General features: G+C 73.5%; 22 protein-coding genes and 1 pseudogene. 13 read left to right on the plus strand and 10 right to left on the minus strand.

What is annotated here, in order from left to right; translation table 11 throughout:
- Positions 1–22: 22 nt before the first annotated feature.
- Both LE548_RS16130 and LE548_RS16135 read left to right on the plus strand, forming a co-directional pair.
- Positions 23–184 (plus strand): annotated as a pseudogene (locus tag LE548_RS16130) (MerR family DNA-binding transcriptional regulator); the annotation flags it as partial.
- Positions 185–192: 8 nt separating this feature from the next.
- Positions 193–1,026 (plus strand): pentapeptide repeat-containing protein, encoded by an 834-nt coding sequence (locus tag LE548_RS16135; RefSeq protein WP_225097540.1) that lies wholly within the window; start codon positions 193–195, stop codon positions 1,024–1,026.
- On the opposite strand, the gene LE548_RS16140 is transcribed toward LE548_RS16135, so the two are convergent.
- Positions 988–2,553: a cytochrome P450 gene (locus tag LE548_RS16140; RefSeq protein ID WP_225097541.1), complete on the minus strand. Its 1,566-nt coding sequence runs from the start codon at positions 2,551–2,553 to the stop codon at positions 988–990. The genes LE548_RS16135 and LE548_RS16140 overlap by 39 nt on opposite strands.
- 122 nt (positions 2,554–2,675) lie before the next feature.
- On the opposite strand from LE548_RS16140, the gene LE548_RS16145 reads away from it, so the two are divergent.
- Both LE548_RS16145 and LE548_RS16150 read left to right on the plus strand, forming a co-directional pair.
- Positions 2,676–3,281 carry a TetR/AcrR family transcriptional regulator gene (locus LE548_RS16145; RefSeq protein WP_225097542.1) on the plus strand — a complete coding sequence of 202 codons (606 nt, stop codon included), beginning with the start codon at positions 2,676–2,678 and terminating at the stop codon, positions 3,279–3,281.
- A gap of 92 nt (positions 3,282–3,373) precedes the next feature.
- Positions 3,374–4,099: a DUF2470 domain-containing protein gene (locus LE548_RS16150; protein WP_225097773.1), complete on the plus strand. Its 726-nt coding sequence runs from the start codon at positions 3,374–3,376 to the stop codon at positions 4,097–4,099.
- On the opposite strand, the gene LE548_RS16155 is transcribed toward LE548_RS16150, so the two are convergent.
- From LE548_RS16155 to LE548_RS16170, 4 genes are all read right to left on the minus strand, one after another.
- Entirely contained in the window at positions 4,067–5,239 is a 1,173-nt protein-coding gene (locus LE548_RS16155; protein ID WP_225097543.1) for a lactonase family protein, read from the minus strand. The genes LE548_RS16150 and LE548_RS16155 overlap by 33 nt on opposite strands.
- A gap of 109 nt (positions 5,240–5,348) precedes the next feature.
- Positions 5,349–6,383 carry a hypothetical protein gene (locus tag LE548_RS16160; RefSeq protein ID WP_225097544.1) on the minus strand — a complete coding sequence of 345 codons (1,035 nt, stop codon included), beginning with the start codon at positions 6,381–6,383 and terminating at the stop codon, positions 5,349–5,351.
- A 35-nt stretch (positions 6,384–6,418) separates the two neighbouring features.
- Entirely contained in the window at positions 6,419–7,672 is a 1,254-nt protein-coding gene (locus LE548_RS16165; protein WP_225097545.1) for an aromatic acid exporter family protein, read from the minus strand.
- Positions 7,673–7,764: 92 nt separating this feature from the next.
- Complete coding sequence (locus LE548_RS16170) at positions 7,765–8,343, minus strand: ABATE domain-containing protein (protein ID WP_225097546.1); 579 nt, start codon at positions 8,341–8,343, stop codon at positions 7,765–7,767.
- A gap of 166 nt (positions 8,344–8,509) precedes the next feature.
- Here LE548_RS16170 and LE548_RS16175 point away from each other — a divergent pair, with 166 nt between their 5' ends.
- Entirely contained in the window at positions 8,510–9,502 is a 993-nt protein-coding gene (locus LE548_RS16175) for a zinc-binding dehydrogenase (protein ID WP_225097547.1), read from the plus strand.
- Between the two features lie 9 nt (positions 9,503–9,511).
- On the opposite strand, the gene LE548_RS16180 is transcribed toward LE548_RS16175, so the two are convergent.
- Positions 9,512–10,006 carry an FBP domain-containing protein gene (locus tag LE548_RS16180; protein WP_225097548.1) on the minus strand — a complete coding sequence of 165 codons (495 nt, stop codon included), beginning with the start codon at positions 10,004–10,006 and terminating at the stop codon, positions 9,512–9,514.
- 108 nt (positions 10,007–10,114) lie between these two features.
- Here LE548_RS16180 and LE548_RS16185 point away from each other — a divergent pair, with 108 nt between their 5' ends.
- Positions 10,115–11,026, plus strand: a complete 912-nt coding sequence (locus tag LE548_RS16185) for a DUF3626 domain-containing protein (RefSeq protein WP_225097549.1) — start codon at positions 10,115–10,117, stop codon at positions 11,024–11,026.
- A 30-nt stretch (positions 11,027–11,056) separates the two neighbouring features.
- Here LE548_RS16185 and LE548_RS16190 read toward each other — a convergent pair whose 3' ends face one another.
- On the minus strand, positions 11,057–11,746 hold the full coding sequence (locus tag LE548_RS16190; protein ID WP_225097550.1) for a PAS domain S-box protein: 690 nt from the start codon (positions 11,744–11,746) through the stop codon (positions 11,057–11,059).
- Between the two features lie 264 nt (positions 11,747–12,010).
- Between LE548_RS16190 and LE548_RS16195 the strand changes: the two genes are divergently transcribed.
- The 4 genes from LE548_RS16195 to LE548_RS16210 all read left to right on the plus strand — a co-directional run bounded on the left by LE548_RS16195 (position 12,011) and on the right by LE548_RS16210 (position 18,654).
- Positions 12,011–15,187, plus strand: coding sequence for a cytochrome P450 (locus LE548_RS16195; protein ID WP_225097551.1), 3,177 nt, complete (start codon positions 12,011–12,013; stop codon positions 15,185–15,187).
- A gap of 124 nt (positions 15,188–15,311) precedes the next feature.
- Positions 15,312–16,259 carry a phosphotransferase family protein gene (locus LE548_RS16200; protein ID WP_225097774.1) on the plus strand — a complete coding sequence of 316 codons (948 nt, stop codon included), beginning with the start codon at positions 15,312–15,314 and terminating at the stop codon, positions 16,257–16,259.
- A 109-nt stretch (positions 16,260–16,368) separates the two neighbouring features.
- The gene (locus tag LE548_RS16205; protein WP_225097552.1) at positions 16,369–17,658 is read left to right on the plus strand and encodes an ROK family transcriptional regulator; all 1,290 of its coding nucleotides are present in this window, start codon (positions 16,369–16,371) and stop codon (positions 17,656–17,658) included.
- 117 nt (positions 17,659–17,775) lie between these two features.
- Positions 17,776–18,654 (plus strand): alpha/beta fold hydrolase, encoded by an 879-nt coding sequence (locus LE548_RS16210; protein ID WP_225097553.1) that lies wholly within the window; start codon positions 17,776–17,778, stop codon positions 18,652–18,654.
- A gap of 221 nt (positions 18,655–18,875) precedes the next feature.
- Here LE548_RS16210 and LE548_RS16215 read toward each other — a convergent pair whose 3' ends face one another.
- On the minus strand, positions 18,876–19,916 hold the full coding sequence (locus LE548_RS16215; protein WP_225097554.1) for a PHP domain-containing protein: 1,041 nt from the start codon (positions 19,914–19,916) through the stop codon (positions 18,876–18,878).
- A gap of 65 nt (positions 19,917–19,981) precedes the next feature.
- Between LE548_RS16215 and LE548_RS16220 the strand changes: the two genes are divergently transcribed.
- The 3 genes from LE548_RS16220 (at position 19,982) to LE548_RS16230 (ending at position 23,722) form a co-directional block, all read left to right on the plus strand.
- Complete coding sequence (locus LE548_RS16220; RefSeq protein WP_225097555.1) at positions 19,982–20,227, plus strand: hypothetical protein; 246 nt, start codon at positions 19,982–19,984, stop codon at positions 20,225–20,227.
- Between the two features lie 159 nt (positions 20,228–20,386).
- A complete protein-coding gene (locus tag LE548_RS16225; RefSeq protein ID WP_225097556.1) occupies positions 20,387–22,735 on the plus strand; it encodes a glycosyltransferase family 39 protein in 2,349 nt (782 codons plus the stop codon).
- Positions 22,736–22,777: 42 nt separating this feature from the next.
- The gene (locus LE548_RS16230) at positions 22,778–23,722 is read left to right on the plus strand and encodes a ribose-phosphate pyrophosphokinase (RefSeq protein ID WP_225097557.1); all 945 of its coding nucleotides are present in this window, start codon (positions 22,778–22,780) and stop codon (positions 23,720–23,722) included.
- Positions 23,723–23,745: 23 nt separating this feature from the next.
- On the opposite strand, the gene LE548_RS16235 is transcribed toward LE548_RS16230, so the two are convergent.
- Together LE548_RS16235 and LE548_RS16240 are read right to left on the minus strand one after the other, a co-directional pair.
- The gene (locus LE548_RS16235) at positions 23,746–24,126 is read right to left on the minus strand and encodes an anti-sigma factor antagonist (protein WP_225097558.1); all 381 of its coding nucleotides are present in this window, start codon (positions 24,124–24,126) and stop codon (positions 23,746–23,748) included.
- 143 nt (positions 24,127–24,269) lie between these two features.
- The gene (locus LE548_RS16240; protein ID WP_225097559.1) at positions 24,270–25,220 is read right to left on the minus strand and encodes an NADP-dependent oxidoreductase; all 951 of its coding nucleotides are present in this window, start codon (positions 25,218–25,220) and stop codon (positions 24,270–24,272) included.
- Positions 25,221–25,278 lie beyond the last annotated feature (58 nt).

Here is a 25,278-nt window from a genome sequence, read left to right on the forward strand (position 1 = left end):
GGGCGGGCACACGGGGTATTCGGTGGCGCAGGTCGCCGCGTTCGCGGGGGTGACCGTGCGGACGCTGCACCACGACGACAAGGCGGGGCTGCTCTCGCCGAGCGACCGCAGTCCCGCCGGATACCGCTCGTACGGCGACGCCGACCTGGCCCGGCTCCAGCAGCGCTTCCGCAGGTCAGTAGGCTTGCTGCCATGCCGGAACTGATAGCCGACCTCGCCGATCTGCGCGGTGACTGCGCCCAGTGCTTCGGGCTGTGCTGTGTCGCCCTGCCCTTCGCCACGTCCGCCGACTTCGCCCTGAACAAGCCTGCGGGCACGCCGTGCCCGAACCTCCAGGGCGACCACCGCTGCGGCATCCACGCCGAGCTGCGGACGAAGGGCTTCACTGGCTGCACGGTCTACGACTGCTTCGGCGCCGGCCAGAAGGTCTCGCAGGTCACCTTCGCCGGTCAGGACTGGCGTACCGGCTCCAAGGAGCACACCCGTCGGATGTTCGACACCTTCCCGGTCGTACGGCAGCTGCACGAGCTGCTCTGGTACCTGACCGAGGCGCTCGGCCTGCCCGCCGCCCGGCCCGTCCACGCCGACCTGCGCGAGGCCCTGGAGGAGACCGAACGGCTGACCCGGCAGACCCCCGAGGAGCTGGCCGCGCTGGACGTGGCCGCGCACCGGCAGCGGGTCAATGTGCTCCTGCTGCGCACCAGCGAACTGGCCCGCGAGGGCGGCAAGAAGGGCAAGAGGAAGGACCGGCGGGGCGCGGACCTCATCGGGGCCCGGCTCCGCGGCGCCGACCTGCGCGGGGCGAGTCTGCGGGGCGCGTATCTCATCGCCGCGGACCTCACCGGTGCGGATCTGCGCGATACGGACATGATCGGCGCGGATCTGCGGGACGCGGACTTGACCGACGCGGACCTCACCGGTGCGTTCTTTCTCACCCAGCCGCAGGTGAATGCTGCGCGGGGCAGTGCCGGTACTCGGTTGCCGGGGTCAGTCAGCCGGCCGGTGCACTGGGCAACCAGCGGGTGAGGCGTTCGGCTGCGGCGTCGTCGTGGTTGCGCGCGCCCGCGCGGCGGCAGCCGCGGATTCAGCACAGCCCCGCGCGCCTTCGGGGCGCTGATCCAGACCCAGCCTCAATCCTTCCGGCATCACCGTCAGCCGCTCAGTGACCCTCAATCGGTAAGCGGGGTCGGCCCTCAGGTCGTAGCGGCGGAGCAGCAGGCCGAGGACCAGGGTCGCCTCGTGCAGGGCGAACTGGCGGCCGATGCAGGCGCGGGCGCCGGTGCCGAAGGGCTTGAACGTGTGCGGGGGGCGGGCTCGTACGGCGCCCGCGTCGAAGCGGTCCGGGTCGAAGCGCTCGGGGTCCTCGCCCCACACCTCCGGGTCGCGGTGCAGCATCGGGGTCAGGACGAGGGCCCAGGCGCCCCGGCGCATCGGGTGTTCGCCGGCGAGCACGGTGTCCTGCGTGGCCTCGCGGGCGAAGGCGGGCGCGGTCGGCCACAGACGCAGCGACTCGTCCAGGACCCGGCGGACGTAACGCAGCTTGGCGACCTGGTCGTAGGCAGGGTGTGCGGTGTCGCCCCAGACGCGGTCGATCTCGGCACGGGCACGGGCGGCGATCTCCGGGTGCCGGGCGAGGTAGTACAGGGCGAAGGAGAGCACGCCCGAGGTGGTCTCGTGACCCGCCACCAGGAACGTGATCACCTGCTTGCGGACGTTCTCCGCCGACAGCCGCTCGCCGGTCTCCGGGTGGGCCGTTTCCAGCATGCGGTCCAGCAGGTCGCCGTCACCCCGCCCGGACCGGCGCCGGGCCGCGACCAGATCGTCGACCGTGCGGTTGAGATGGGCCATGTCGGCCGCGTTGCGCCGGGCGGCGGCGCGCAGCAGCAGCGGGGCGACCGGCGCGGGCACACTGTTCAGGCGCTGGGCGTAGGTGAGGGTGCCGACCATCGCGGTGACGAAGGGGTGCGGCCGGTCCCGCTCGAAGGAGCCGAAGTCGTGCCCGAACCCGGTGCGCGCGATCGTCTCCAGGGTCAGCTTGGTCATGTCCCCGGGCACGTCCACCGTGCGCCCGGCGGCCGCCTCCCGGTCCCAGTGCGCGGTCAGCCGGTCGGCGACCGCCAGCATCATCCCGTGGTAGCCCGCCATGGCCTCCCGGCTGAAGCCGGGCGCGAGGACGTCGTGGGCCAGCTGCCAGTTGGGCTCGTGGTTGTAGGCGGTGAACAGCCCGTCCCCGGCTACGGGCCGCAGATTGGCCACGCCGAGCCCGACGTGCTTGGCGAACCGGGACTCGTCGGCGATGTCGGCGGCGAGCCGGGCTCCCCACACGAACACGAACTCCTTGCCGAAGGCCCGCCGCCGGAAGATCGGGCCCAGCTCGCGCGCGAAGCGCATGGAGTCCTGCACGGGCGTGCGCCGGTTCACGCCGAGGACGTCGCCGAGCAGCGGCACCCGGCGCGGCGGATGCGGGATGCGGTCCAGCTCCGGCCAGCCCAGCTCGGCACCCCGGAAACCCCTTGGCAGACCGGTTTCCCCGGTGTCCGTCGTATCCGCCATGACGCCGATCTCCCTTGATCCAGCGAACTGCCGAGCCGTTTCCGCGCACGTGTTATACGTGAGTTCAATAGCCGGTTCCAGTCTGATCCGGTTGTTGAACCGACGTCAAGTAAAGTGACGGCATGTCCGCCAACCAGGGGGAGCGAGCCCGGCGCCGGCTCAGCACCGGGGAACGCCGTGAACAGCTGCTGTCGGTCGGCGCGAAGCTGTTCTCGGAGAGCCCCTACGACGAGGTGTGGATCGAGCAGGTCGCCGAGATCGCCGGGGTCTCCCGTGGGCTGCTGTACCACTACTTCCCGACCAAACGGGACTTCTTCGCGGCGGTCGTGGAGCGCGAGAGCGAGCGGATGCTGCGCATGACGGCGGCCGTGCCGGGCGTCCCGGTGCGCGAGCAGCTCGCCGCCGGCCTCGACACCTACCTCGGCTATGTCCAGGCCCACGCCCACGGCTTCCGCGCCTTCCACCGCGCCGACGCGGCCGGTGACCAGGCCGTGCGCCGGGTCTACCAGCGGGCCCTGGCCGCCCAGGAGGAGCAGATCCTGGCCGCGCTGGCCGCCGACCCCGAGTTCGGGCCCGTCTTCGAGGCCGCTCCCCAGGTGCGGCTGGCGGTGCGCGGCTGGCTCGCCTTCACCACGGCAGTGTGCCTGGAGTGGCTGCGCGAGGGGGAGGTGAGCCAGGAGCAGGTACGCGATCTGTGCGCACGGGCGCTGCTGGGGGTCATCGCCTGAGCCGTGCCCCGGCGGGGAGTGGTTGGCGCACGCCCTGATCTCCGATAAGTTAGGGAAGGCTTACCTAAGGAGGTCTCGGGATGGGTGACGGGATGGGCGACACACAGGACTGGACGGCCGCACCCGGCGCGGCGGAGCGGGCGCGGTCGGTGCTGGCCGCCGCCTGGTCGTGCGCGGTGACCGCGGACGGCGCGCACGAGGAGTACGTCGGCGCGCACACCGTGACCGACGAGGGCGCGGTGCGGCTCGCGGTGCCCGACGACAGCGCCCTGCTCACCGCAGCCGTCTGCGCCCCGCGCCAGGAGCCGTCCGCCGTGCTGGAGTTCGCCGACGTGGCCCCCGTCCCGGTGCGGGGCCGGATCCGGGCCCGCCTCTACCTCGCCGGCTGGTTCGCCGCCGACGCCGGCGAGCTGCTCTTCCGGCCCACCCGGGTGGTGCTGCGGCAGTCCTCCGGGGCCGTGGTCGTCGGCCTCGACGAGTTCGCCGCCGCCCGGCCCGACCCCCTCGCCACCGCCGAGGCCCGGCTGCTGACCCACCTCGCCGACGCCCACCCGGACGCCGTCGAACGGCTCACCCGTCTGGTGCGCCCCGAGAGCCTGCACGCCGCGACCCGGGTGCTGCCCCTCGCCGTCGACCGGCACGGACTGACCCTGCGCATCGAGCGCACCCGCGCCCACGGCGACGTACGCCTGCCCTTCCACACGCCCGCCGACGACGTCGCCCAGCTCACCGAGCGCATGCACGCCCTGCTCGCCCGGGCGAGCGCTGCCGGCTGCCCCCGCGCGCTACAGCGGCAGCGCGCAGACGGCGACCGGTGAGGCGAACGGCTCGCCGGCCGGACCGAGTTCGCCGGTCGAGGAGTCGACGTGGAAGACGGTGACCGTGCCCGAACGCTGGTTCGCCGCGAACAGCAGGGCGCCGTCCGGCGAGAGGGCGATCTGCCGCGGGAAGTCGCCGCCGACCGGCACCGTGCCGAGCAGGCGCAGCCCGGACCCGCCGGCCTCGACCGCGTACCGCGCGAGAGAGTTGTGGCCCCGGTTGGCGAGGAACGCGTACCGGCCGTTCGCCGTCACCACGAACTGCGCCGGGTGGTTGGCGGTGCCGCCGTCCGACCCCGTGGACTGCGGCGCGCCGATCGTCAGCCGCCCGGAGCCGGGGTCGTAGGCGCAGACGGCGGCCGTGTCGTCCACCTCGTTGGCCAGGTACGCGTACCGCCCGTCCGGATGGAAGGCCAGATGGCGCGGCCCCGCCCCGGGCCGGGTGTGCGCCTGGGCCACCTCCGTGAGCGTGCCCTGCGCCGGATCCAGACGATAGGTGTAGACGGTGTCGGTGCCGAGATCGACCGCGAGGACATGGCCGCCGTCCGGGCTCGTGACGAACTGATGGGCGTGCGGCCCCTGCTGACCCGGTCCCGGGGCCGGCGAGCTGTGCGTGACCAGGTCGGTGCGCTCGCCGAGGGCACCCGAGGCGTCGATCGGGTGCACGGCCACGCTGCCCGACCCGTAGTTCGCGCTCAGCAGCCAGCGCCCGGACGGATGCACCGACAGATGGCAGGGGCCCGCGCCGCCCGTACTCCGGGTGCCGAGGATCCGCCGGTCCGCGAGGCGTACGGCCGTCACGCCGCCGTCGTCCCGCTCGTCCACCGCGTACAGCGTGCGCCGGTCCGGATGCACGGCGAGATACGACGGGTCGGGGACCCCGGTGAGCGTGCCGGACCCGGAGATCCGGCCGGTCACCGGGTCGTACGCGGCCAGGCCGAGGCCGGCGCCGCCGCCGTCGACGGAGGTGTAGGTGCCCACGTACAGCGGGCGGGTCCGGGTCGGCGGGCCGTCAGGGGCGGGTTCCCCGGGGGCCGGCGCCGGAGCGGGCACCGCCACCACGGCCGCCGTACCCGCCACCGCCCCGACGAACCGGCGCCTGCTCCAGCGCCCGCTCCCCGCCGCTGCCTCCGTGTCCATCCCGCACCTCAGGTCGTCGCTCGCCCTGGTCGTGACAGCCACCTTGGCCCGGCCGGCCGCCAACGGCAAGCACCGCAACGGCAGTTGCGCACGGTGCCACGCCGATGTGTCACCATTCGCCGTCCTCGACCGGCTTGCCCGGGGCGTCCTTCAGCGGCTTCACCTGACCGGCGGACGGCGCCTGCCACGGGTCCAGGTCGTCGCCGAGCCAGTCGCCGACCGGCTTGACCTCCTGGAGGTTCTCGGCCGGGGCCAGATCCGCGGCACCGTCGTCGTAGTAGTCGTACCAGGGCAGGCCCGCGCTCGTGTACGCCGCCCGGTCCACCGGTGACGGCGGGGGCGCCTCGCCGGTGATGCGCCGCCAGTCGGGCGGCGTGACCAGGTGCACGAACACGCGCCCGGCGGGCCGCTCGGACCAGTCGGTGAGCGGCCGGTCGTCCCGGTACACCTCCTGGCGCATCGAACCGCCGACGCCCAGCCCCAGGGCGGCGGCCCTGGGAGCACCGGGTGCGGCCGCTCCCGGCGCGGACATCATCATCGGCGCGCCGTACCCGCCCGACGGCCCGGCCGCCAGGGCCCTGCGCCGGGCCGCCTCCTTCTCCTGCTCATGGCGCCGCCACTCGGCGAGCAGGTCGTCGCGCAGCTGGAACGACTGGAGCTGCACCCCGCCCCACACCTCCTCGCCGCTGACCTGCCCCTCCACCGTCGCGCCGAGCCCCAGCGGCACGGCGACGAACTGCCGGACGGTGCCCTTCCCGGAGTTGAGGCCGTCCAGCCAGGGCTGGCGGGGCAGCACGACGTAGTTCTGCGGATCCCGGCCGAGACGGTCGCTCCACGGCTTGCCGGAGACCGCGCACACCTTGCCGACGCCCACCTGGAGTGCGGCCGGCTCGGTCGTCCCGGAGAAGCTCAGCCACATCGCCTCGCGCAGATACATCGGCAGCATCACACCGCCGCGCACCCGCCACTGCTCGGGCACCCGGTCGGCGTAGTCGGCGATCCGCCGGACGGGGAACTCGCCCAGTCCCGGCGGCAGCGGATGCGTGCCCGTCTCGGGCAGCCGCAGGGTGCGGATGAACCGCACCGCCGCCCCGCCCGGCAGGCGCAGCGTGTTCCCGTCGATCCGTACTCCGGAACCGGTCATCCGGTCGTCCCCCTTGCCGTGTTCTTCGTGCTCTTTCAGCGAGAACGCTCGCCGAACCCGGCACGGTTCCGCCACAGCTCCTCCTGGACGCCGAGGCGCTCGCGCAGCCGGGTCATGCGCGGCAGCTTGGCCCGATGCTCCCGGGAGACCCGGTCCAGCTCCTCCAGCAGGCGGCGGGTGCGGTGCTCGGTGTTCAGCTCATCGATGATCCGGTTCGCCTCGGTCAGCACGGCGCCCAGCAGCTGCCAGTTCGCCCAGTCCCGGCGGACCTCCTCGCGCAGCAGCTCGGCCAGCCGGTCCCGGGTGCCGGCCGCCGTGTGCAGCTCGGCCGACAGGCGCGCCTCGGCCGACTCGGCGTTCTCGCTCAGATGCGTGGTGACCAGCACCGCGAAGCTGACGACGGCGTCGCCGATCTCGGACAGCAGCTGCCCCACGGTCGGCCCGATGCCGGACGGGAACAGTTCCTCCGACCCGCGGGCCTTCGCCAGATCCGTGAAGGACCGGGCCAGCACCCGCAGGACCACCGTGCAGATCTCCAGTGTGTCGAGTCCGGTGCGCAGCACCACCCGGTGCAGCAGCCCCTCCTTGACGCGGGGGTTGAGCCGCAGGCTGTCCTCGGCCTGCCGCAGCGAGGCGTCCACCTGGGCGATGTGCGCATCCAGCCGCCGCGCCTCGTGCAGCCGCTCGGCCGCCCGCTGCCAGGGGGTGCCGCCCGCGGCCTCCTCACCCATCCGCAGCATCAGCTGCCGCAGCCGGCGGGCCAGGTCCTCGATCGAGCGGCCCGCCTCGTCCACCCACACCGGGGGTGGCAGCAGCAGATTGCAGGCCGTGCCGACGACGGCGCCGATCAGCGTCTCCACGATCCGCGCCCAGGCGGTGAAGCCGACGGTGGTGACCCCGAGCACCAGCATGGCGCTGATCGCCACCTCGGCCACGTACTCGTCGACCCGCACCAGGTGCCCGACGGCCAGCGAGGCCACGATCAGCAGCGCGAGGCTCCACCAGGTCAGCCCCACCAGCACGCTGAAGGCGATGGCGACCAGCACCCCGGCCACCACCGAGTTCACCCGCCGGATGCCGTTGGTGAGGGTGGCGTAGAAGGTCACCTGGACGACCAGCAGCGCGGTCAGCGGCGCGGTGAGCGGCGCCGGCTCCGGGCTCAGCCGCAGGGCGATGACATAGGCGATCGTCGCAGCCGCGGCCGACCGCAGCGTCTGGACGACCACCGGCTCCCGGCGACGCTCCAGCAGACGCAGCAGCCCCGCGGACCACTTCCGTACGACGTACATCCCTTGGCCTGTTCCCGTTCCCCGGACCTGTCGAACGCGCCCGGTCGGGGTGACGCGAGGCCGCCGCTCGTCCGGGGCCGGGCATCCGGGTGCTACGGCCCGGTCGCCGCCCGGTTGCGTGAGCGGTAGCCGGCGATCTTCGCCAGGTTGCCGCAGCGCTCCATGGAGCACCAGCGGCGCCGGCGGGCCTGGGAGTCGTCGAGGAAGAGCAGGGAGCAGTCCGGGTTGCCGCACTCCTTGACCCGCTCCAGCAGCGGGCCGCCGACCAGCAGGACGGCGTCGCGGGCCACGGTGGCGAGAGCGGCTCGGGCCGGCCGGCGGGCCGCCCAGCGCCGGCGGCCCAGCTGGGGCGCGAGGTCGGGCCGGGCCGCGACCTCGTTGACCAGCGCCACGTCGGCCGTCTCCGGCTCCCGCCCGGCCATGGCCGCCCGCAGCACGCGGTACACCGCCTCGCGCAGGGCGCGGGCCTCGGCGAGGTCCCGTACGGCGACCGGGGCCGGCTCGTCCGCGACCGCCAGGCCCGCCTCGGTGATCCAGCGGGCCAGAGCGGCGGGGTCGGGGATCCGCTCCACGGGGGTGGCGTGCCGCTTGCCGAGCGTGGCGACGAAGTCGAGGCAGGGACGGCCGCCGACGAAGGGAAAGGCGAGTGCGGGATCCGCTGGCTGGGTCATGCGGGCAAGCCTAGCGTGGGACACCGTTTCATATGGTGTCTTGACACTGGTTGAACCAGTGTCGCAGAGTGACACCACTTCAACCGGTGTCAGTATCGGTGCCGACGGCCTCGCCCGCCGGTGCCCGTGCTGTGCGCCGGAGTCCTCCGAGCAGGGTGGGTGTGTCATGCGTGCGGTGCGGATCGAGGAGTTCGGCGGGCCCGAGGTGCTGGTGCCGGTGGAGGTGCCGGACCCGGTGCCCGGTCCGGGACAGGTGCTGGTGCGGATCGCGGCGGCCGGCGTGAACCGCGCGGACGCGCTGCTGCGCGCAGGTTCCTATCACCGGGCGGGACGGCCCCCGCTGATCCCGGGCGCGGAGGCGGCCGGCACGGTGGCCGCGCTGGGCGAGGGTGTGACCGGATTCCGTGTCGGGCAGCCGGTGATCGCGTTCGGCGGCGCCGAATCGCCCGGCTACTACGCCGAGTCGGCCGCGGTCTCCGCCCGGCAGGTGGCCGCACGGCCCGACGGGCTCGACCCGGTCGAGGCGGCGACCCTGCCCATCGCCTGGCTCTCCGCCTGGTACTGCCTGCGCAGGCTGGCCCAGGTCACCGCGGGGGAGACCGTCGTGGTCAAGGCCGCGGCGAGCGGGGTCGGCACCGCGGCCGTGCAGATCGCCGCCGAGGCCGGCGCCCGGGTCGTCGCCCTCGCGGGCTCGGCCGAACGGTCCGCGTGGGCAGGGGAGTTCGGGGCCGCCGACGTCGTCGACACGTCCCGGCACACCGACGACGGGGAGGTCGAGGAGGTGCTGCGGCTGACCGGCGGGCGCGGCGCCGACGTCGTCCTCGACACCGTGGGCGGCCCGTCCCTGCGGCGGAGCCTGTGCGAGACCGCGCACGGCGGCCGGGTCGTCTCCCTCGCCAACGTGGCTCTGGCGCCGACCACCCTGGACACCCGCGACTTCTACCCCAAGAACATCGCGATCCTCGGCTTCCAGCTCACCAACCTGCAGATCCACGGCTACGATCCCCGCCCCGACCTGCGCGAACTCGCCGAGCGCGTGGCCGCGGGCCGCTACCGGGTGCCGGTCGAGACGGTACTGCCGCTGGAGCGGGCGCGGGAGGCGCACGAGCGGCTGGAGAGCCGGGGCAACCGGGGCAAGATCGTGCTCAGCATGGCGTGAACGGCGGTGTCACGCGTCCAGCTTGTCGAGGAAGGCGTGCACGTTGGCCGTAGCGCGGGCGATCTGCTCATCGACCGTCAGGCTCTCCTCGATCCGGATCCCGGACTCCGGGATCTTCCGCCCCCGCACATACAGGGAACACGCCAGGTCGGTGCACATGTACAGGCCGGCCGAGTTGCCCTCGCGGCCCGCCGGTCCCGCCTTCCGTGCGGTCATCAGCGTCACCCCGCCGCGCGGATGCGTGGTCAGGCACACCGAGCACATGCTGCGGTGCAGAAAACCGCGCTGCGCGGCCTGGAAGCGCAGGGTGACGCCCACGAGCCGGTCGTCCCGTTCGATGACCAGATAGCTGCGGTCGGGCGCGCCCGGATCCCGCCAGCCGAGGAAGTCCAGGTCGTCCCACGGGCGTTCACCGAGATCGCGCGGGACTGCCAGCCGCTTGGCCTCACCCTTCGAGCAGTTGACGAAGGAATTGCGGATGTCCTGCTCGGTGAGCGGTTTCATGGGGGAGTCCTTCTGGATGCGTCGGGGAAACAATGGATTGTCGTCGGGCGTATACCTAGGGGGTCTAGGTTCACGGCTAGCGTACGTAGCCAAGGGGAGGGTGGGCCAATGGATTTCCGGTGCGGGCTGCCGCCGCGCGCCCGGCGGGCGCTGGACCATGTCGCGGCCGGGGTGTCCGGCCCACCGCTCGACCCCGCACTGCGCATCACCCTGAACTTCCACCCCGACCGGATCTCCGCCGGACTGCCCATCCTGGCGGCGCTCGCCCAGGACGGCGCGTACCACTCGCAGTACGTCACGGGCACCAGCAACGGCGGCCTCACCGCGCACCCGGGCGGCGACCGCACACGCTGGGAGAGCCGGATCTTCGGGGGCGCGTACGACGACGCGCCCCCGGCCGAGCGGCCGGTGTACGGTGCGCTGGACTTCCGCCACCAGGTCGTCGGCGCCGCCCCGCGCTTCGGCTCCTCGCACCTCCGGCTCACCGGGGCGGTCCTGGAGCGGGCCACCTTCTGCTATCCGGACAGCGCGGCCGAGCCCGCCGACTTCGGGGTGGCCGCGGCGATGCCGCTGATCGCGCTCGCCGAGGCCGACGAGCAGGACCCGCTGAACGACTACATCGAGAGCCATGTCCACGCCGGTGTCCTGCTGGCCAGGGACGTCGAGGCACTCGTCCTCGACGCGAGCTACCGGGGCACCCCGGTCGAGACGGCGGCCCGGCGCCTGCCCTTCCCGCTCGACTGGCACCCCGGCTACCGGCTCACCGTCACCGCACTGCGCCGCCACGCCGGATACCGGGGTCCGCAGTACGCCGACCTCGGCGCGTCCGTCGCCGAGCGCGGACTGCTCACCCCCCGCGTCCTCGGCGACGCGGCCCGCAGCGGACGCTACGCACTCCAGGACCTGAAGATGGTCTGGCACATCCTGGCCCGCTTCGGGGCATCGGAGGGCGCGGGCACGGCGTACGCGGCGACGGCGGCGGGTGACGCGACGGTGGCCGGCTCCGGGGCGGCCGGCTGACAACGTGGGCGCGCCCCCGCGCACCCGGAGTCAACAACGGTGGCTCGCTCCGCCCCGGCCCTGTTCCCCCTCCGGCATCCTCGCCTCCGGGACCCTCGCCTCCGGCGGCCACAACCCCGGCACAAGAACCCCCGACGCATAGGCGCGGGCCACCAGTTCGGTGCGGTTCGCCGCACCCCAGCGGGCCGACAGGCGGCGCAGGTGATAGGTGACACCGTCCTTGCTGAGGCCCAGTGCGCGGGCGGCGGCGGCCGTGTCGGCGCCGCCCGCCAGCAGTGCCAGGACCTGGCCCTCGACCGGAGTGACGGGGGTCGGCTCCGGCGTGGGCGGCGGCCCGCACTCGCCCTGCACCCGCAGCATCACCAGCAGGGACGGTGTCTCGTCCACGCTGTCGCTCACCGGGTCCGCCGTCAGCTCCCCGAACCGCTCCACCCCGCCGGGCGCCTGCCAGCGCACCGACACCTGGTAGCGCGAGCGGTGCCGCAGCCGCAGCGCCTCGGCGATCCGCTCCACCTGGCCGGTCTCCTGCGGGCGGAACAGCTCCAGCACGTCCCGCCCGCGCAGCCGCCCCGGCGTCGTACCGCACTCCGCGGCCATCGCGGGATTCGCCAGCACCACCTTGCCGTACACATCGCACACCGCGACCGGCACCGACACCCGGTCGAAGACCATCAGGGCCCGGTTGCGCCAGACGACCGCGTCGGCCCGCCGCAGGTCCATGCCCACCTCCCGAGGTGTCGAGCCGCCCCCTCATCCTTGTTCATCGTTCATCCAAGACGAAGATCCAGGTCAGCGGCAAACCGCCCGCACCCTGCACCGCGACCGCGAGCCCGGACGCGCGGCCGGCGCAAGACCCGCAACCAAGTTTTGACTGCGGAATCGTGTAGTGCCGGGGCCCGGGCCCGCGCCGCCGCTCACCCACCCTGGAACGCAGTACTCCGTTACCCCGAGTACTCCGTTACCGCGAAAGGCAGTTGGCGCGCCATGACCCCCACCGCTCCGCACCCCGACCCGGCCGGAACCCTGCCCGGCGTCCCCGTCGTCGACATCACCGCCACCGGTCCCGGCCGCACCCCGATCCAGCAGGTCATGGAGCTGATGCGCACGCACGGGCCGGTGCTGGTGCGCCGGCTGCACGGGCGGGACGTGACGTTCGTCGCCGACGCCGACCTGGTCGCGGACCTCGCCGACGAGGAGCGGTTCGCCAAGCACATCGGGCCCGCCCTGGAGAACGTGCGCGCATTCGCCGCCGACGGCCTGTTCACGGCGTACAACGACGAACCCAACTGGGCCAAGGCGCACGACATCCTGATGCCCGCCTTCGCGCTCGGCTCGATGCGCACCTACCACCCGGTCATGCTCAAGGTGGCCCGCCGGCTCATCGACGCCTGGGACCGCGCGGCCCGGGACGGGCAGGCCGTGAACGTGCCCGACGACATGACCCGCATGACCCTCGACACCATCGGACTGGCCGGGTTCGACTACGACTTCGGGTCGTTCGAGCGGGCCGAGCCGCACCCCTTCGTGGAGTCGATGGTCCGCTGCCTGGAGTGGAGCATGACCCGTCTGGCCCGCACCCCGGGCCAGGACCACTCCGCCGCCGACGCGGCCTTCCGGCAGGACGCGGACTACCTCGCCCAGGTCGTGGACGACGTCATCGCCTCCCGCGCCGGCACCGACCAGAGCGGCGCCGAGGACCTGCTCGGACTGATGCTCAGCGCCCCGCACCCCGCCGACGGCACCACCCTGGACGCGGCCAACATCCGCAACCAGGTCATCACCTTCCTGATCGCCGGCCACGAGACGACCTCCGGCGCGATGTCCTTCGCCCTGTACTACCTCGCCAAGCATCCGGCCGTGCTCCGGCTGGTGCAGCGCGAGGCCGACGCCCTGTGGGGCGACGACCCCGACCCGGAGCCGACGTACGACGAGATCGGCCGGCTCACCTACACCCGCCAGGTCCTCAACGAGGCCCTCAGGCTGTGGCCGACGGCCGCCGCCTTCACCCGCAAGGCCCGCCAGGACACCCTGCTCGGCGGCCGGATCCCGCTGCGCGCCGGACAGGCCGTGACCGTCATGGCCCCGATGCTGCACCGCCAGCCCGTGTGGGGCGACAACCCGGAGCACTTCGACCCCGAGCGGTTCACCGCCGAGGCGGAGGCGGCCCGCCCGGTGCACGCCTTCAAACCCTTCGGTACCGGCGAACGCGCCTGCATCGGACGGCAGTTCGCGCTGCACGAGGCCACCATGCTGCTCGCCATGCTGGTCCACCGCTACCGGCTGCACGACCACGCCGACTACCGGCTCCACATCAAGGAGACCCTCACCCTCAAGCCCGAGGGCTTCACCCTCACGCTCACCCCGCGCACCCCCGCCGACCGCGTCCATGCCCCGCTGCCCGGCGCCCTCCCGGCGCGGACCGAGCAGACCACGGACCCGGACACCCTCCCGGCCCGCGTCCGCCCCGGCACCGGCGCCCTGTTCCTGCACGGCAGCAACTACGGCACCTGCCGCGCCTTCGCCGCCCAGCTCGCCGACGAGGCCGCCGCCGTCGGCTGCGCCACCGAGGTCGCCGCCCTGGACGCGTACGCGGACGGACTGCCCACCGACCGCCCCGTCGTCATCACCGCCGCCTCCTACAACGGCCGCCCCACCGACGACGCCGGCGCCTTCACCGCCTGGCTGGACAGCACCCCCGACCTGACCGGCGTCACCTACGCGGTCCTCGGTGTCGGCGACCGCAACTGGGCCGCCACCTACCAGCAGGTCCCCACCCGGGTCGACGCCCGCCTCGCCGGACTCGGCGCCATCCGGCTGACCGAGCGGGCCGCCGCCGACGCCTCCGGCGATCTCACCGGCACCGTACGGGAGTTCACCGCCCGGCTGCGCACCGCCCTGCTCGCCGAGTACGGCGACCCCGACGCCACGCGGCCGACCGGGGACGAGCCCGCCCACGCCTACGAGGTCCGCACCCTCACCGGCGGCCCGCTGGACGCCCTCGCCGAACGCCACGAGCTGGTCCCGATGACGGTCACCGAGGCCTACGACCTCACCGCGCCGGACCACCCCCGCACCAAGCGGTTCCTGCGCGTCGCCCTGCCCGAGGGCGTCACCTACCGCACCGCCGACCACCTGACCGTGCTCCCCGCCCACGCCCCCGAGCTGGTGGACCGCGCGCTCGCCGCGTTCGGCCTCGACGCCGACGCCGTGCTGGACATCCGGGCCACCCGCCCGCGCCGCGACAGCCTCGCCGTGGACCGACCGCTGACGGTGCGTCAACTCCTCACGCATCACGTCGAGTTGCAGGAGCGGCCGACCGCCCGGCAGCTGGCCCTGCTGGCCGAGGCCAACCCCTGCCCGCCCGAGCGCGCCGCCCTCGCCGCCGTCACCCCGGACGACCCGCGCACCCTCCTGGAGCTCGTCGAGGACAACCCGGCCCTGCGCGGCGCCCTCGGCTGGCCGCTCCTGCTCGACCTGCTGACGCCGCTCAAGCCCCGCCACTACTCCGTCTCCTCCTCGCCGGCCGTGGCCCCGGGCCAGGCGGACCTCATGGTCTCCGTGCTCGACGCCCCCGCCCGCTCGGGCCGCGGCCGTTACCAGGGCACCGGATCCGGCCACCTGGCTGCCCTGAAGCCCGGCGACACCGTGTACGCCCGCGTCCAGCCCTGCCGCGAGGCCTTCCGGATCGACGGCTCGGCGCCGGTCGTGATGATCGCCGCCGGCACCGGACTCGCCCCGTTCCGCGGCGCCGTGGCCGACCGTGTCACGGCCCGTGCCGCGGGCGCCGAACTCCCGCCCGCGCTCCTGTACTTCGGATGTGACGCCCCCGACGCCGACTTCCTGCACGCGGACGAACTGCGGGCCGCCGAGACCGCCGGCGCCGTCTCGCTGCGCCCCGCCTTCAGCGCCGCCCCGCAGAACGGCGCCATGTTCGTCCAGCACCGCATCGCCGCAGAGGCCGACGAAGTCTGGGACCTGCTGAACTCCGGCGCCCGAGTCTACGTCTGCGGCGACGGCTCCCGGATGGCTCCCGGCGTGCGCGAGGCGTTCCGTACCCTGTACCGGGAACGCTCCCACGCTGACGAGGCGGCGGCCGAGAACTGGCTGAACTCACTGATGGCGGACGGGCGTTACGTCGAGGACGTGTACGCGGCCGGCTGAGCCGCGGGGGAGGGGCCCGGTGGGTGACTCAGAGGCCGGAGGTGTGCAGGCTGGGGACGCGCAGGTCAGAGACTCGCAGGTCAGGGACGCGCAGGTCGAGGTCTCCGAGGAGCGGGCCCGGCGGATCCTGGCCGCGGCGGGCCTGCCGCCGGACCGGCTGGCCGGGGTGCGCCCGCTCGGCGGCGGCACCTACAACAAAGTCGAGGAGCTGCGGCTCACCGACGGCGGCCGCTACGTTCTCAAGACCGCGCCGACCGGGCCGGGGCTCCGCTACGAGTCCCGGCTCCTCGCCGCCGAGACGGAGTTCTGCCGCGCCGCCGCCGAGGCCGGCGTCCCCGCCCCGCGCGCCCTCCACACCGACGACGGTCCCGGCGTTCGCCACACCCTCCAGACCCGCTGCCCCGGCACCCCCTGGGACGACTCCCTGACAGGGGCCGAACGAGCAGCGCTGCGCCGGGAATTGGGCGCCCAGGTGGCCCGGCTGCACGAGATCACCGGACCCGCCTTCGGATACCCGTCCGGCGCGCTCGGCCCGCTCGCCCCCGACTGGCGTACGGCGTTCACCGCGATGCTCGACGCCGTCCTGGACGACGCCCGCCGCTATGCCGCCGAACTGCCGCTCCCCGCCGACGAGGTGGCGAAGGCGCTCGCGGCCGGGTACGGCGCACTGGACGAGGTCACCGTCCCGCGCCCGGTCCACTTCGACCTGTGGCAGGGCAACATCCTGGTCCACCGCGCCCCCGGCGGACCCCGCATCGGCGGACTCATCGACGGCGAGCGCATGTTCTGGGGCGACCCGGTCGCCGACTTCGTCTCCCTGGCCCTGCTGGACGACATCGAGAAGGACCGGGACTTTCTCGCCGGCTACCGGGAGGGCGGCGGCCGGGCCGTCTTCGGCCCCGCGGAGCGGATCCGATACGCCCTGTACCGCGCCTATCTGTACCTGATCATGCTGGTCGAGACGGTGCCGCGGCAGGCCGGGGAGGGGCATGTCCGGTGGGTCCGGGAGACGGTCGCGCCGCAACTCGTCGCCGCGCTGGACGACATCGCCCGGCTCACACGTGACGCATAGCGGGCGCAACGACTTAGCTCATAGCGTGAACTAAGGCGGCTGGAAAGTCGCGTTCCGGCTGCCCGAAAGGGTATGTTGCAGGTCGGGCGGGGTTCGTGAAGGGAGCGGCATGGCGGGGCGGAGCGGGCGCACGGTACGCGACCTCAGACGGGGCAACCGCACGGCCGTGCTCCAGAAGCTGTATTTCGCGGGCCCGCTGAGCCGGTTCGAGCTGGGACCCGCGACGGGCCTGAGCTCCGGCTCGGTCAGCAACGTGGTCGCCGATCTGGTCGCCGACGGCCTGGTCGAGGAGGCCGGCAGCGTCGACTCCGACGGCGGCCGGCCGCGCACCCTGCTGCGCATCGCCCCGCACAGCGGACAGATGATCGGCGTCGACGTCGGCGAGACCCGGATCCGCGTCGAGCTGTTCGACCTGACCCTGACCGAACTCGCCCGCTCAGAACGCCCGTTGACCCCGAAAGGCTACGACGTCGAGGTGATCGCCGGCCACATCCGCGACGCCGTCGCCGAGGTCCTCGGCGACGAACGGGCCGCGCCCGAGCGGCTGCTCGGCGTCGGTGTCGGCGTCCCCGGCATCGTCGAGCACACCCCGGACCGGGGTGCCGTCGTCCACGGCCAGACCATCGGCTGGGACGCCGTACCGCTGGAACAGCTGCTCCGCTCGGCCTCCCGGCTCCCCGACGAGATCCCGTACTTCATCGACAACGGTGCCAAGACCCTGGGCCAGGCCGAGATGTGGTTCGGCGCGGGACGTGGCGCCCGCAACGCCGTGGTCGTGCTCTTCGGCTCCGGCGTCGGCGCCTGCCTGGTCACCCCGGAGGTGGAGCACGGGCGGGCCGTGGAGTGGGGGCATCTGACGGTACGGGTGCGCGGGCGCCGCTGCCGGTGCGGGGCGCCGGGCTGCCTGGAGGCCTACGCGGGTGCCGAGTCGCTGCTCGCCCGCTGGTGCGAGGAGGGCGGCAGGCCGCCGGAGGGCACCGACGAGGAGACCCGGCTCACCGCGATGCTCGCCGCCGCCTACCCGCCCGAGGGCACCGCGCCCGACCCGGTGGCCCGTGCCGTCCTGGAGGAGACCGCCGAGTACGTCGGCGCGGGCCTGTCCGACCTGATCAACCTCTTCCAGCCCGAGCGGATCATCGTCGGCGGCTGGGCCGGCCTCCAGCTCGGCAGCCGCTTCCTGCCCGCCGTACGCCGGCACGCGGCGACGTACGCCCTGCGCCACCCGGCCGACCGGGTCACCATCGACCTGGGCCGGCTCGGCCCCGACGCGGTGACCGTCGGCGCCGCGATCCTGCCGCTGGCCGACTTCTTCGCCGGTGGCGGCCGCCGCCCCGAACCGGTCCCCGAGGACCCCGGGCCGGCCTGGCGCACCGCCTTGCGGGAGCGCTCCGCGCGCTGAGTGCGTGCGGCCATGACCTCATAAGTAATCGACCCGTGCGCGAGATCCCGGGAGTATCGGTGACGTCAGCGCGACCGAGTAGCGTCGCACCTGGTCCGGACAGCCGAGGAGGCACCCATGCCGTACTTCGAGAGCCCCGTCGACGGTACCCGCCTGCACTACATCGACCACGGCCCCGCGACGGGCCCCGTCGCCGTCTTCGTCGCCAGCGCCTATCTCGGCCATGACATGTGGGAGTACCAGACCCTGCCGCTCGCGGAGGCGGGCTTCCGCTGCGTGGCGCTGGACCGGCGGGGCCACGGTCGCTCCGACGACACCTGGTCCGGCTACGACCTCGACACCCTCGCCGACGACCTGTACGGCCTGCTCGACCACCTCGACCTCAGCGGGGTCACCCTCGTCGGGCACTCCGTCGGCACCGCCGAGGTCATCCGCTGCGTGACCCGGCACGGCACCGCACGCGTGGACCGCGTCGCCCTGGTCGCCGGGGTCAGCCCGGGGATCGTCCGCTCGCCGAATGTGCCGGAGGGTATCGACCCCGCTCTCGTGCGCGCCGACGAGGAGTCCTTCCGCAGTGACCGCGCCGCCTGGTTCGCCCGCTTCGCGGACGACTTCTTCGCGGTCCAGTTCCCCGAGAACCAGGTCTCCCCGGACTACGTCCGCTACCTCATCGACCTGTGCCTGTCCGCCTCGGCCCGCGCCGCCACCGGGATCCGGGCCGCCGTCGCCGAGCTGGACCTCGTCGACGAGCTGCCCGGCCTGCACCTCCCGGTGCTGGTCCTGCACGGCACCCACGACACCTCGGCGCCGCTGGCCCTCACCGGGGAGCGGGTGGCCCGGCTGGTGCCGGACGGCACCCTGAAGGTGTACGAGCACGGCGGCCACGGCATGTTCGTCACGCATGCCGCCCGGCTCACCGCCGACCTGCGGGACTTCATCGAGGCAGGCGCCGTACGGACCGCCGAGCTCGCCGGATCGGACACGGCTGGACGGTGACGCAGGTCACGTACCCTCTCGGAACACCCACGGGTGGTTGCCTGTTGAACCAACCGTGGGTGTGGAGGGACAGTGTCCCCGGGCCTCACCATCCGCCCACAGGGACGATCGTTCGGCTGAAGCCCTGTGGAGCCCTTCGCCGAGAGGCGACCGCCCTCCGCGCCCACCGCCCGACCGCCCCGGTCGTGATTCCCCCGTCACGGCCGGGGCTTTCCCCTGCCTCACGCGCTCGCCGCGCGGGCCGGGACCCGGCCGGCCCGGGTCCAGTCCAGCAGCTCCTCGGCCGACCAGGTGGTCACCACCCGCTCGGCGGGCACCCCGCACTCCTCGGCCCGGGCGCAGCCGAGGATCTGCCAGTCCAGCTGGCCCGGCGCGTGCGCGTCGGTGTCCACCGAGAACAGCACCCCCGCGGCCACCGCCCGGCGCAGCAGCCGCCGGGGCGGATCCAGCCGCTCGGGCCTGCTGTTGATCTCCACGGCCGTACCGGACTCGGCGCACGCGGCGAACACCGCGTCCGCGTCGAACTCCGACTCCGGCCGCCCCCGCCCTGTGACCAGACGCCCCGTACAGTGCCCGAGCACATCCGCGTGCGGATCGCGGACGGCGGCGACCATCCGCCGGGTCATCGAGCGGGCGTCCATCCGCAGCTTGGAGTGCACGGACACCACGACCACGTCCAGCCGGTCCAGCAGCTCGGGCTCCTGGTCCAGCGAACCGTCCTCCAGGATGTCGCACTCGATGCCGGTGAGCAGCCGGAACGGCGCCCAGCGCGCGTTCAGCCCGGCCACCACCTCCAGCTGCTCGCGCAACCGCTGCGGCGACAGGCCGCGGGCCACGGTCAGCCGCGGTGAGTGATCGGTCAGGGCGGTCCACTCGTGCCCGAGCGCGGCCGCCGCCCGCCCCATCTCCTCGATGGGGCTGCCCCCGTCGGACCAGTCCGAGTGGGTGTGGCAGTCCCCGCGGATGAGCGCCCGCAGCCCGGCCCCGGTGCCCTCGGCGGGCCCGCCCCCGCTCTCCTCCTCCAGCTTGCGCAGATAGCCGGGCACCTCCCCGGCCAGCGCCTCCCGTACCACCTGCGCGGTCTTCGGCCCGACCCCCTTCAGCGCCTCCAGCGTGCCCGCCGCGGCCCGCTCGGCGACCTCGCCCGCAGGCAGCGCGGCCAGCGTCCGGGCGGCCGTACGGAAGGCTTTCACCCGGTAGGAGGGCGCGAGCGACCGCTCCAGCAGGAAGGCGATCCGGTCGAGGGCGGCGACGGGTTCCATGCACCCAGGGTGGACCAGAGGTACGAAAGGAGCGCGAGGAACGGCACGGTTCTAGGCTCTGTTCCATGACCGAACAAGGAGTGCCCCACATCTCCCATCCGCGGGTCCTGGTACTCGGCGTGTGTCCGGGCAAACCGGGCGAGCCCCCCTTCCGGATCATGGAGATCGACGGTCAGGTGATCGGTGAGGCCAGGAACGTCACCGACGTACTGGAGACCGCCGCCTCGTACGGCATCACCATCCACGACCTGGACGACCCGGACATGGTCCGCTGGGTGGGCGGGGGCAAGTACACCTGGACGCTGCACTGACCACTGAGCGTCGATGCCCTGCCCTGGGTAAGGAATTCACCTGATCGGCGTCAGCGCGCTCCCATGCGATTAAAGAATCGGCCTGGGGGCGGTGAGAGTTTCCTTGAAAGGGAGCTTCACCGGCGGTGCGCACGTCTTCGGTGACGAAGACTGCTGCGCATGGCCACGAACGTCCTCGACACAGCCGCCCCCACCGGAGCCGTCCGCCGCCCGCCCTGGCGATCACCCCACGGCGAGCCCGCATACGCCCGCCCTGTGCTGCTGGTCCTCGTCGTGCTCGCCGCTGTGCTCTTCGCCTGGGGCATCGACCGCAGCACGTACCACACGTTCTACGCGAGCGCGGTCCGCAGCATGACGCAGAGCTGGAAGGCCTTCTTCTACGGCTCTTTCGACCCCGGGAATTCCATCACGCTCGACAAATTGCCGGGATTCCTGTGGCCGCAAGCGCTCTCTGCACGGATCTTCGGATTCCATCCGTGGTCGGTGACCCTTCCCCAGGTCCTGGAAGGGGTGGCGAGCCTGCTGGTGCTGTACCGCCTGGTGCGCCGCTGGGCCGGGGTGCACGCGGCGCTCATCGCCGGCGCGGCCTTCCTGGTGACGCCCGTCGCGATCGGGCTGTTCCGCACCTCGGTCGAGGACCCCATGTTCACGCTGTGCCTGCTGCTGGCGGCCGAGGCCACCCAGCGGGCCGCCCGGGACGGCCGGCTGCGCCCGCTGGTCATGGCCGGTGTGTGGATCGGCGTCGGCTTCCAGGCCAAGATGCTGGAGGCGTGGGTCGTCCTGCCCGCACTCGCGCTGGTCCATCTGCTCTCCGCACCGCTCCCGCTGCGCCGCCGGCTGGCGCACCTCGGCGTCTCCGCCCTGGTGATGACCGCCGTGTCGGCGTCCTGGATGGTCGCCGTCACCCTCACTCCGGCCCAGAACCGGCCCTATGTGGATGGCACCACCAACAACTCGGCGTTCAGCATGGTGGTCGGCTACAACTTCCTGACCCGTTTCTCCTCGCTCGGCATCGACGCGGCCTCCACGGGCAGCGTCAGCAGCCAGTTCGGCGGAGGCGGTCACGGCGGCGCCGGTACGTACGACGGTCACCGCGACCTCGGCACGGGCGGTGCGCAGGGCGCCGGGGCGGCCCGGGACCCGCGCGGCTCGACCGGCGCGGGGGCAGCGGCTGCTGAGCCCACGGCCGCCGGGGCGGGTGCCAGGTCCCAGGCGGCCGGCGGGCCCGGCGGTGGCCAGGACGGCTGGGGGAAGATGTTCGACACGGCGCTCGCCTCCCAGACCGGCTGGTTCTACCCGATCGCCGCGATCGCCGCGGTGTGCGGACTGCTGTGGTCCCGGGGCCGGCCGCGCACCGACCGGCTGCGCGCCGGGTACGTGCTGTGGAGCACCTGGCTCGCCCTGTACTTCCTGGTCTTCAGCGCGGGCAGTGTCGCCGGGCACACGTACTACATGGGCGTGATCGCGGTGCCGCTCGCCGCGCTCACCGGCGCAGGGACCGTGCTGATGTGGCGCGCCCACCGGGCCGGCGGGCCGCGCGCCTGGGCCCTGCCGGGCGCGGTGGCGGCGACGGCGGTCTGGGCCGCGTACCTGGCCGGCCAGTTCCCGTCGTTCGTGCCGTGGTTGCCGCCCACCGTGGCCGTGCTCGGCCTCGCCGGCCTGGCGCTGCTGTTCGTCGCCCGGCCGGGGCGGCCGCGCGCAGGCGGCAGGCTCGCGCTCGCCGGTCTCGCCGCCTGTCTGGCCGCCCTGCTCATCGCGCCGAGCGCGTGGGCGGTGCAGGTCTTCGCTCCGTCGTACCGCACCAACGTCATGGGCTCGGTCGGCCCGAACGGCGTGCCCCGCAGCCATGGCACGACGGGCCCCGGGGCCGCACGGCTCGGGCGGACGGCATGGGCCGGCGAAGGGGGGTTCGGGCGGGGGATCAGCGGCGGCACACGCGGCATGAGCCGGGACGGCTCCGGCGCCCGGGGCGGATTCGGGGGCGGTTTCGGCGGCACCGCGACGGGCGGCGGACTGAGCGCGGCCCAGAACCGGCTGCTCGCCTACACCCGCGCGCACCAGGGCTCCGCCGCCTATGTGTTCGCCACCACCGGCTGGAGCTCGGCCGCGCCGTACATCCTGGCGGCCGGCGCTCATGTCCTGCCGATCGGCGGCTTCAGCGGCCGGGTGCCGTTCCCGACCGAGGACCGGTTCCAGCAGCTGGTCGCCACCGGCAAGGTGCGCTACGTGCTGCTGAGCGGCGGCCGTGGCACGAGCCTCACGGCCGGCGGCACCAGGACGGCGGCCGACGGCACGCGGAAGCCGGGCGGCGCCATCGGGACGCCACCGGCCGGCACCGGGCAGACCGCCGCCGCGCAGATCACCGGCTGGGTGCGGGCCACCTGCGCCAGGGTGCCGGCCTCGGCCTACGGCGGCACGGACGTCGCCGCCGGGGGCTCGTCCCTGCCGGGGCTCGCCGGGGCCATGGCGAGCACGGAGGTCCTCTACCGGTGCGGACCGGCCCAGTAGCATGAACGCGGCAGCCGGTGCCGGTCATGCGAGGAGCGGATCGTGCGAGACATCGCCGTCTTCAGCGGCAGTGCCCATCCAGAACTGGCCCAGGAGGTCTGCGCCCACCTCGGCGTGCCGCTGAGCCCGACCCGGGTCAGCCGGTTCGCCAACGACTGCCTGGAGGTGCAGCTTCAGTCCAACTGCCGGGAACGGGACGTGTTCCTGCTCCAGCCACTGGTCCGGCCGGTGCAGGAACACCTGGTGGAGCTGCTGCTGATGTGCGACGCCGCCCGGGGCGCCTCGGCGGCCCGGATCACGGTCGTGATGCCGCACTACTCCTACGCCCGCTCGGACAAGAAGGACGCGCCGCGCATCTCCCTCGGCGGGCGCCTGGTCGCCGATCTGCTGGTGGCGGCCGGCGCCCGCCGGGTCCTCGCGATGACCCTGCACGCCCCGCAGGTGCACGGCTTCTTCTCGGTGCCGGTGGACCATCTGCACGCGCTGCGCGAACTGGCCGCGCACTTCCGGCAGTACGACCTGACGCGCACCACGGTCGTCTCGCCCGACCTCGGCAACGCCAAGCAGGCCGCCGCCTTCGCCCGGCTGATCGGGGCCCAGGTGGCGGCCGGCGCCAAACAGCGGTACGCGGACGACCGGGTGACCATCAGCTCCGTCATCGGCGACGTCGCCGGCCGGGATGTCATCGTGCTGGACGACGAGATCGCCAAGGGCAGCACGGTGCTCGAACTCCTCGACAGACTCAGGGAGTCGTCGCCCCGCTCGATCCGGGTGGCGTGCACGCACGGCGTGTTCGCGGCCGGTGCCGTCAAGCGGCTGAGCGAGCAGCCGGACGTGCTGGAGATCGTCTGCACCAACACCGTGCCGGTGCCGGCGGACGAACACACGGACAAACTCCGGGTGCTGTCCATCGCCCCCGCCCTGGCCGAGGCGGTACGGCGCATTCACGACGGCGAGTCGGTGAGCGCCCTGTTCGAGCAGTCGTAGCGGCCCCGGAGGGGAACGGGAGTCTACAGCGAGCCGGACGCGGCCTCGGAGCGGGCCAGGGCCGCGTCCAGACTGGGGTGGGCGGGCAGCAGCCGGGACAGCCCGGTGACCTTGAGGACGCGCAGGGTCAGCGGATGCGTGCACACCAGGAACACCCGTCCGCCGCCGTCCTGCACCCGGACGCGGGCCCGCTGCAGCAGCCGCAGCCCCGAGCAGTCGAAGAACTCCACCGGGCGCAGGTCGATCACCACCCGGGCGCCGGGCCGGCCGGTGAACCGGTCCAGCAGCGGGCCGATCTCCGTGGCCGAGACCAGGTCGATCTCGCCGCGCAGCTCCAGCACCGTGTGCCCCCGGTGTTCGTAGACGCGCAGATGGCGGTGGAAGGGTGCACGCTCGTCCCGCACGGCCGCTTCACCTCCCACCCACGCCCGGCCACGGGGTCAGTCCCCGATCGCCAAGTTACCCTCGATGGAAGGAATTTGAGCATGTTCGATTGACATATGTCGTCGAGTTTCGCGCGTGTCGGTCAGCTGCCCGGCGACCACGCTCAGTCCACCAGCAGCACCAGCTTCCCCGCCGTCCGGCCGGTCTCGCCCAGCGCGTGCGCCTTCGCCGCGTCGGCCAGCGGAAACGTCCCGGCGATCGCCGCCGTCAGCTTCCCCGACTCCGCCAGCCCCGCGATCGCCTCCATCCCGGCCCGGTCGGCGTCCACCAGCATGCGCACGGCCCGTACCCCGCGCCGCTCGGCCTCGTCGGGGAACTCCGAGGAGCCGACGGGCAGGATCGACACGACGACCCCGCCGGGCCGCAGCACCTTCAGCGACTGTACGGACGTGTCCCCGCCGAGCGTGTCCAGGACGACGTCCACGTCCCGCACCGCCTCGGTGACGTCGGTCGTCCGGTAGTCGACCGGCTCGTCCACGCCGATCTCGCGCAGGAAGCCGTGCTTGCCGGCGCTCGCCGTGCCGATCACATACGCGCCACGCGCCTTGGCGATCTGCACGGCCACATGGCCGACCCCGCCGGCCGCCGCATGGATCAGCACCCGCTGCCCCGGCCGGACGTCCGCGTGCTCGGTCAGCGCCTGCCAGGCGGTCAGGGACACCAGCGGCAGCGCGCCCGCCTGGGTGTGGTCGAGGGAGGCCGGCTTGTGCGTGAGGGCACGCACCGGGGCGATCACGTACTCTGCGTGCGAGCCGGCCCCGTACGGGTAGGGCAGCATGCCGAAGACCTCGTCGCCGGGGCGGAAGGCGGCCACGCCGATCCCGGTCTCGGCGACCTCGCCGGAGACGTCCCAGCCGAGGACGAACGGCGGCTCGCCCAGGAAGACACCCAGGGCCCGGTGCTTCCAGTCGGTGGGGTTGACCCCGGCGGCCCGCACCCGGACCAGCACCTGGTTCGGCCCCGGCTTCGGCCGCTCCAGCCGCACTTCCTTCAGCACCTCGGGACCGCCGAGGACGTCCTGGCTGATGGCTCGCATCGTGTTCACGTCTGTCATGGTCACCCAGCCTGCCCGGGTTCGCGCGGCAGGAAAATGGCATGATGGCCACCTTTCG

It is taken from the genome of Streptomyces sp. CoH27 (assembly GCF_020181035.1).
Lineage (GTDB): Bacteria > Actinomycetota > Actinomycetes > Streptomycetales > Streptomycetaceae > Streptomyces > Streptomyces camelliae.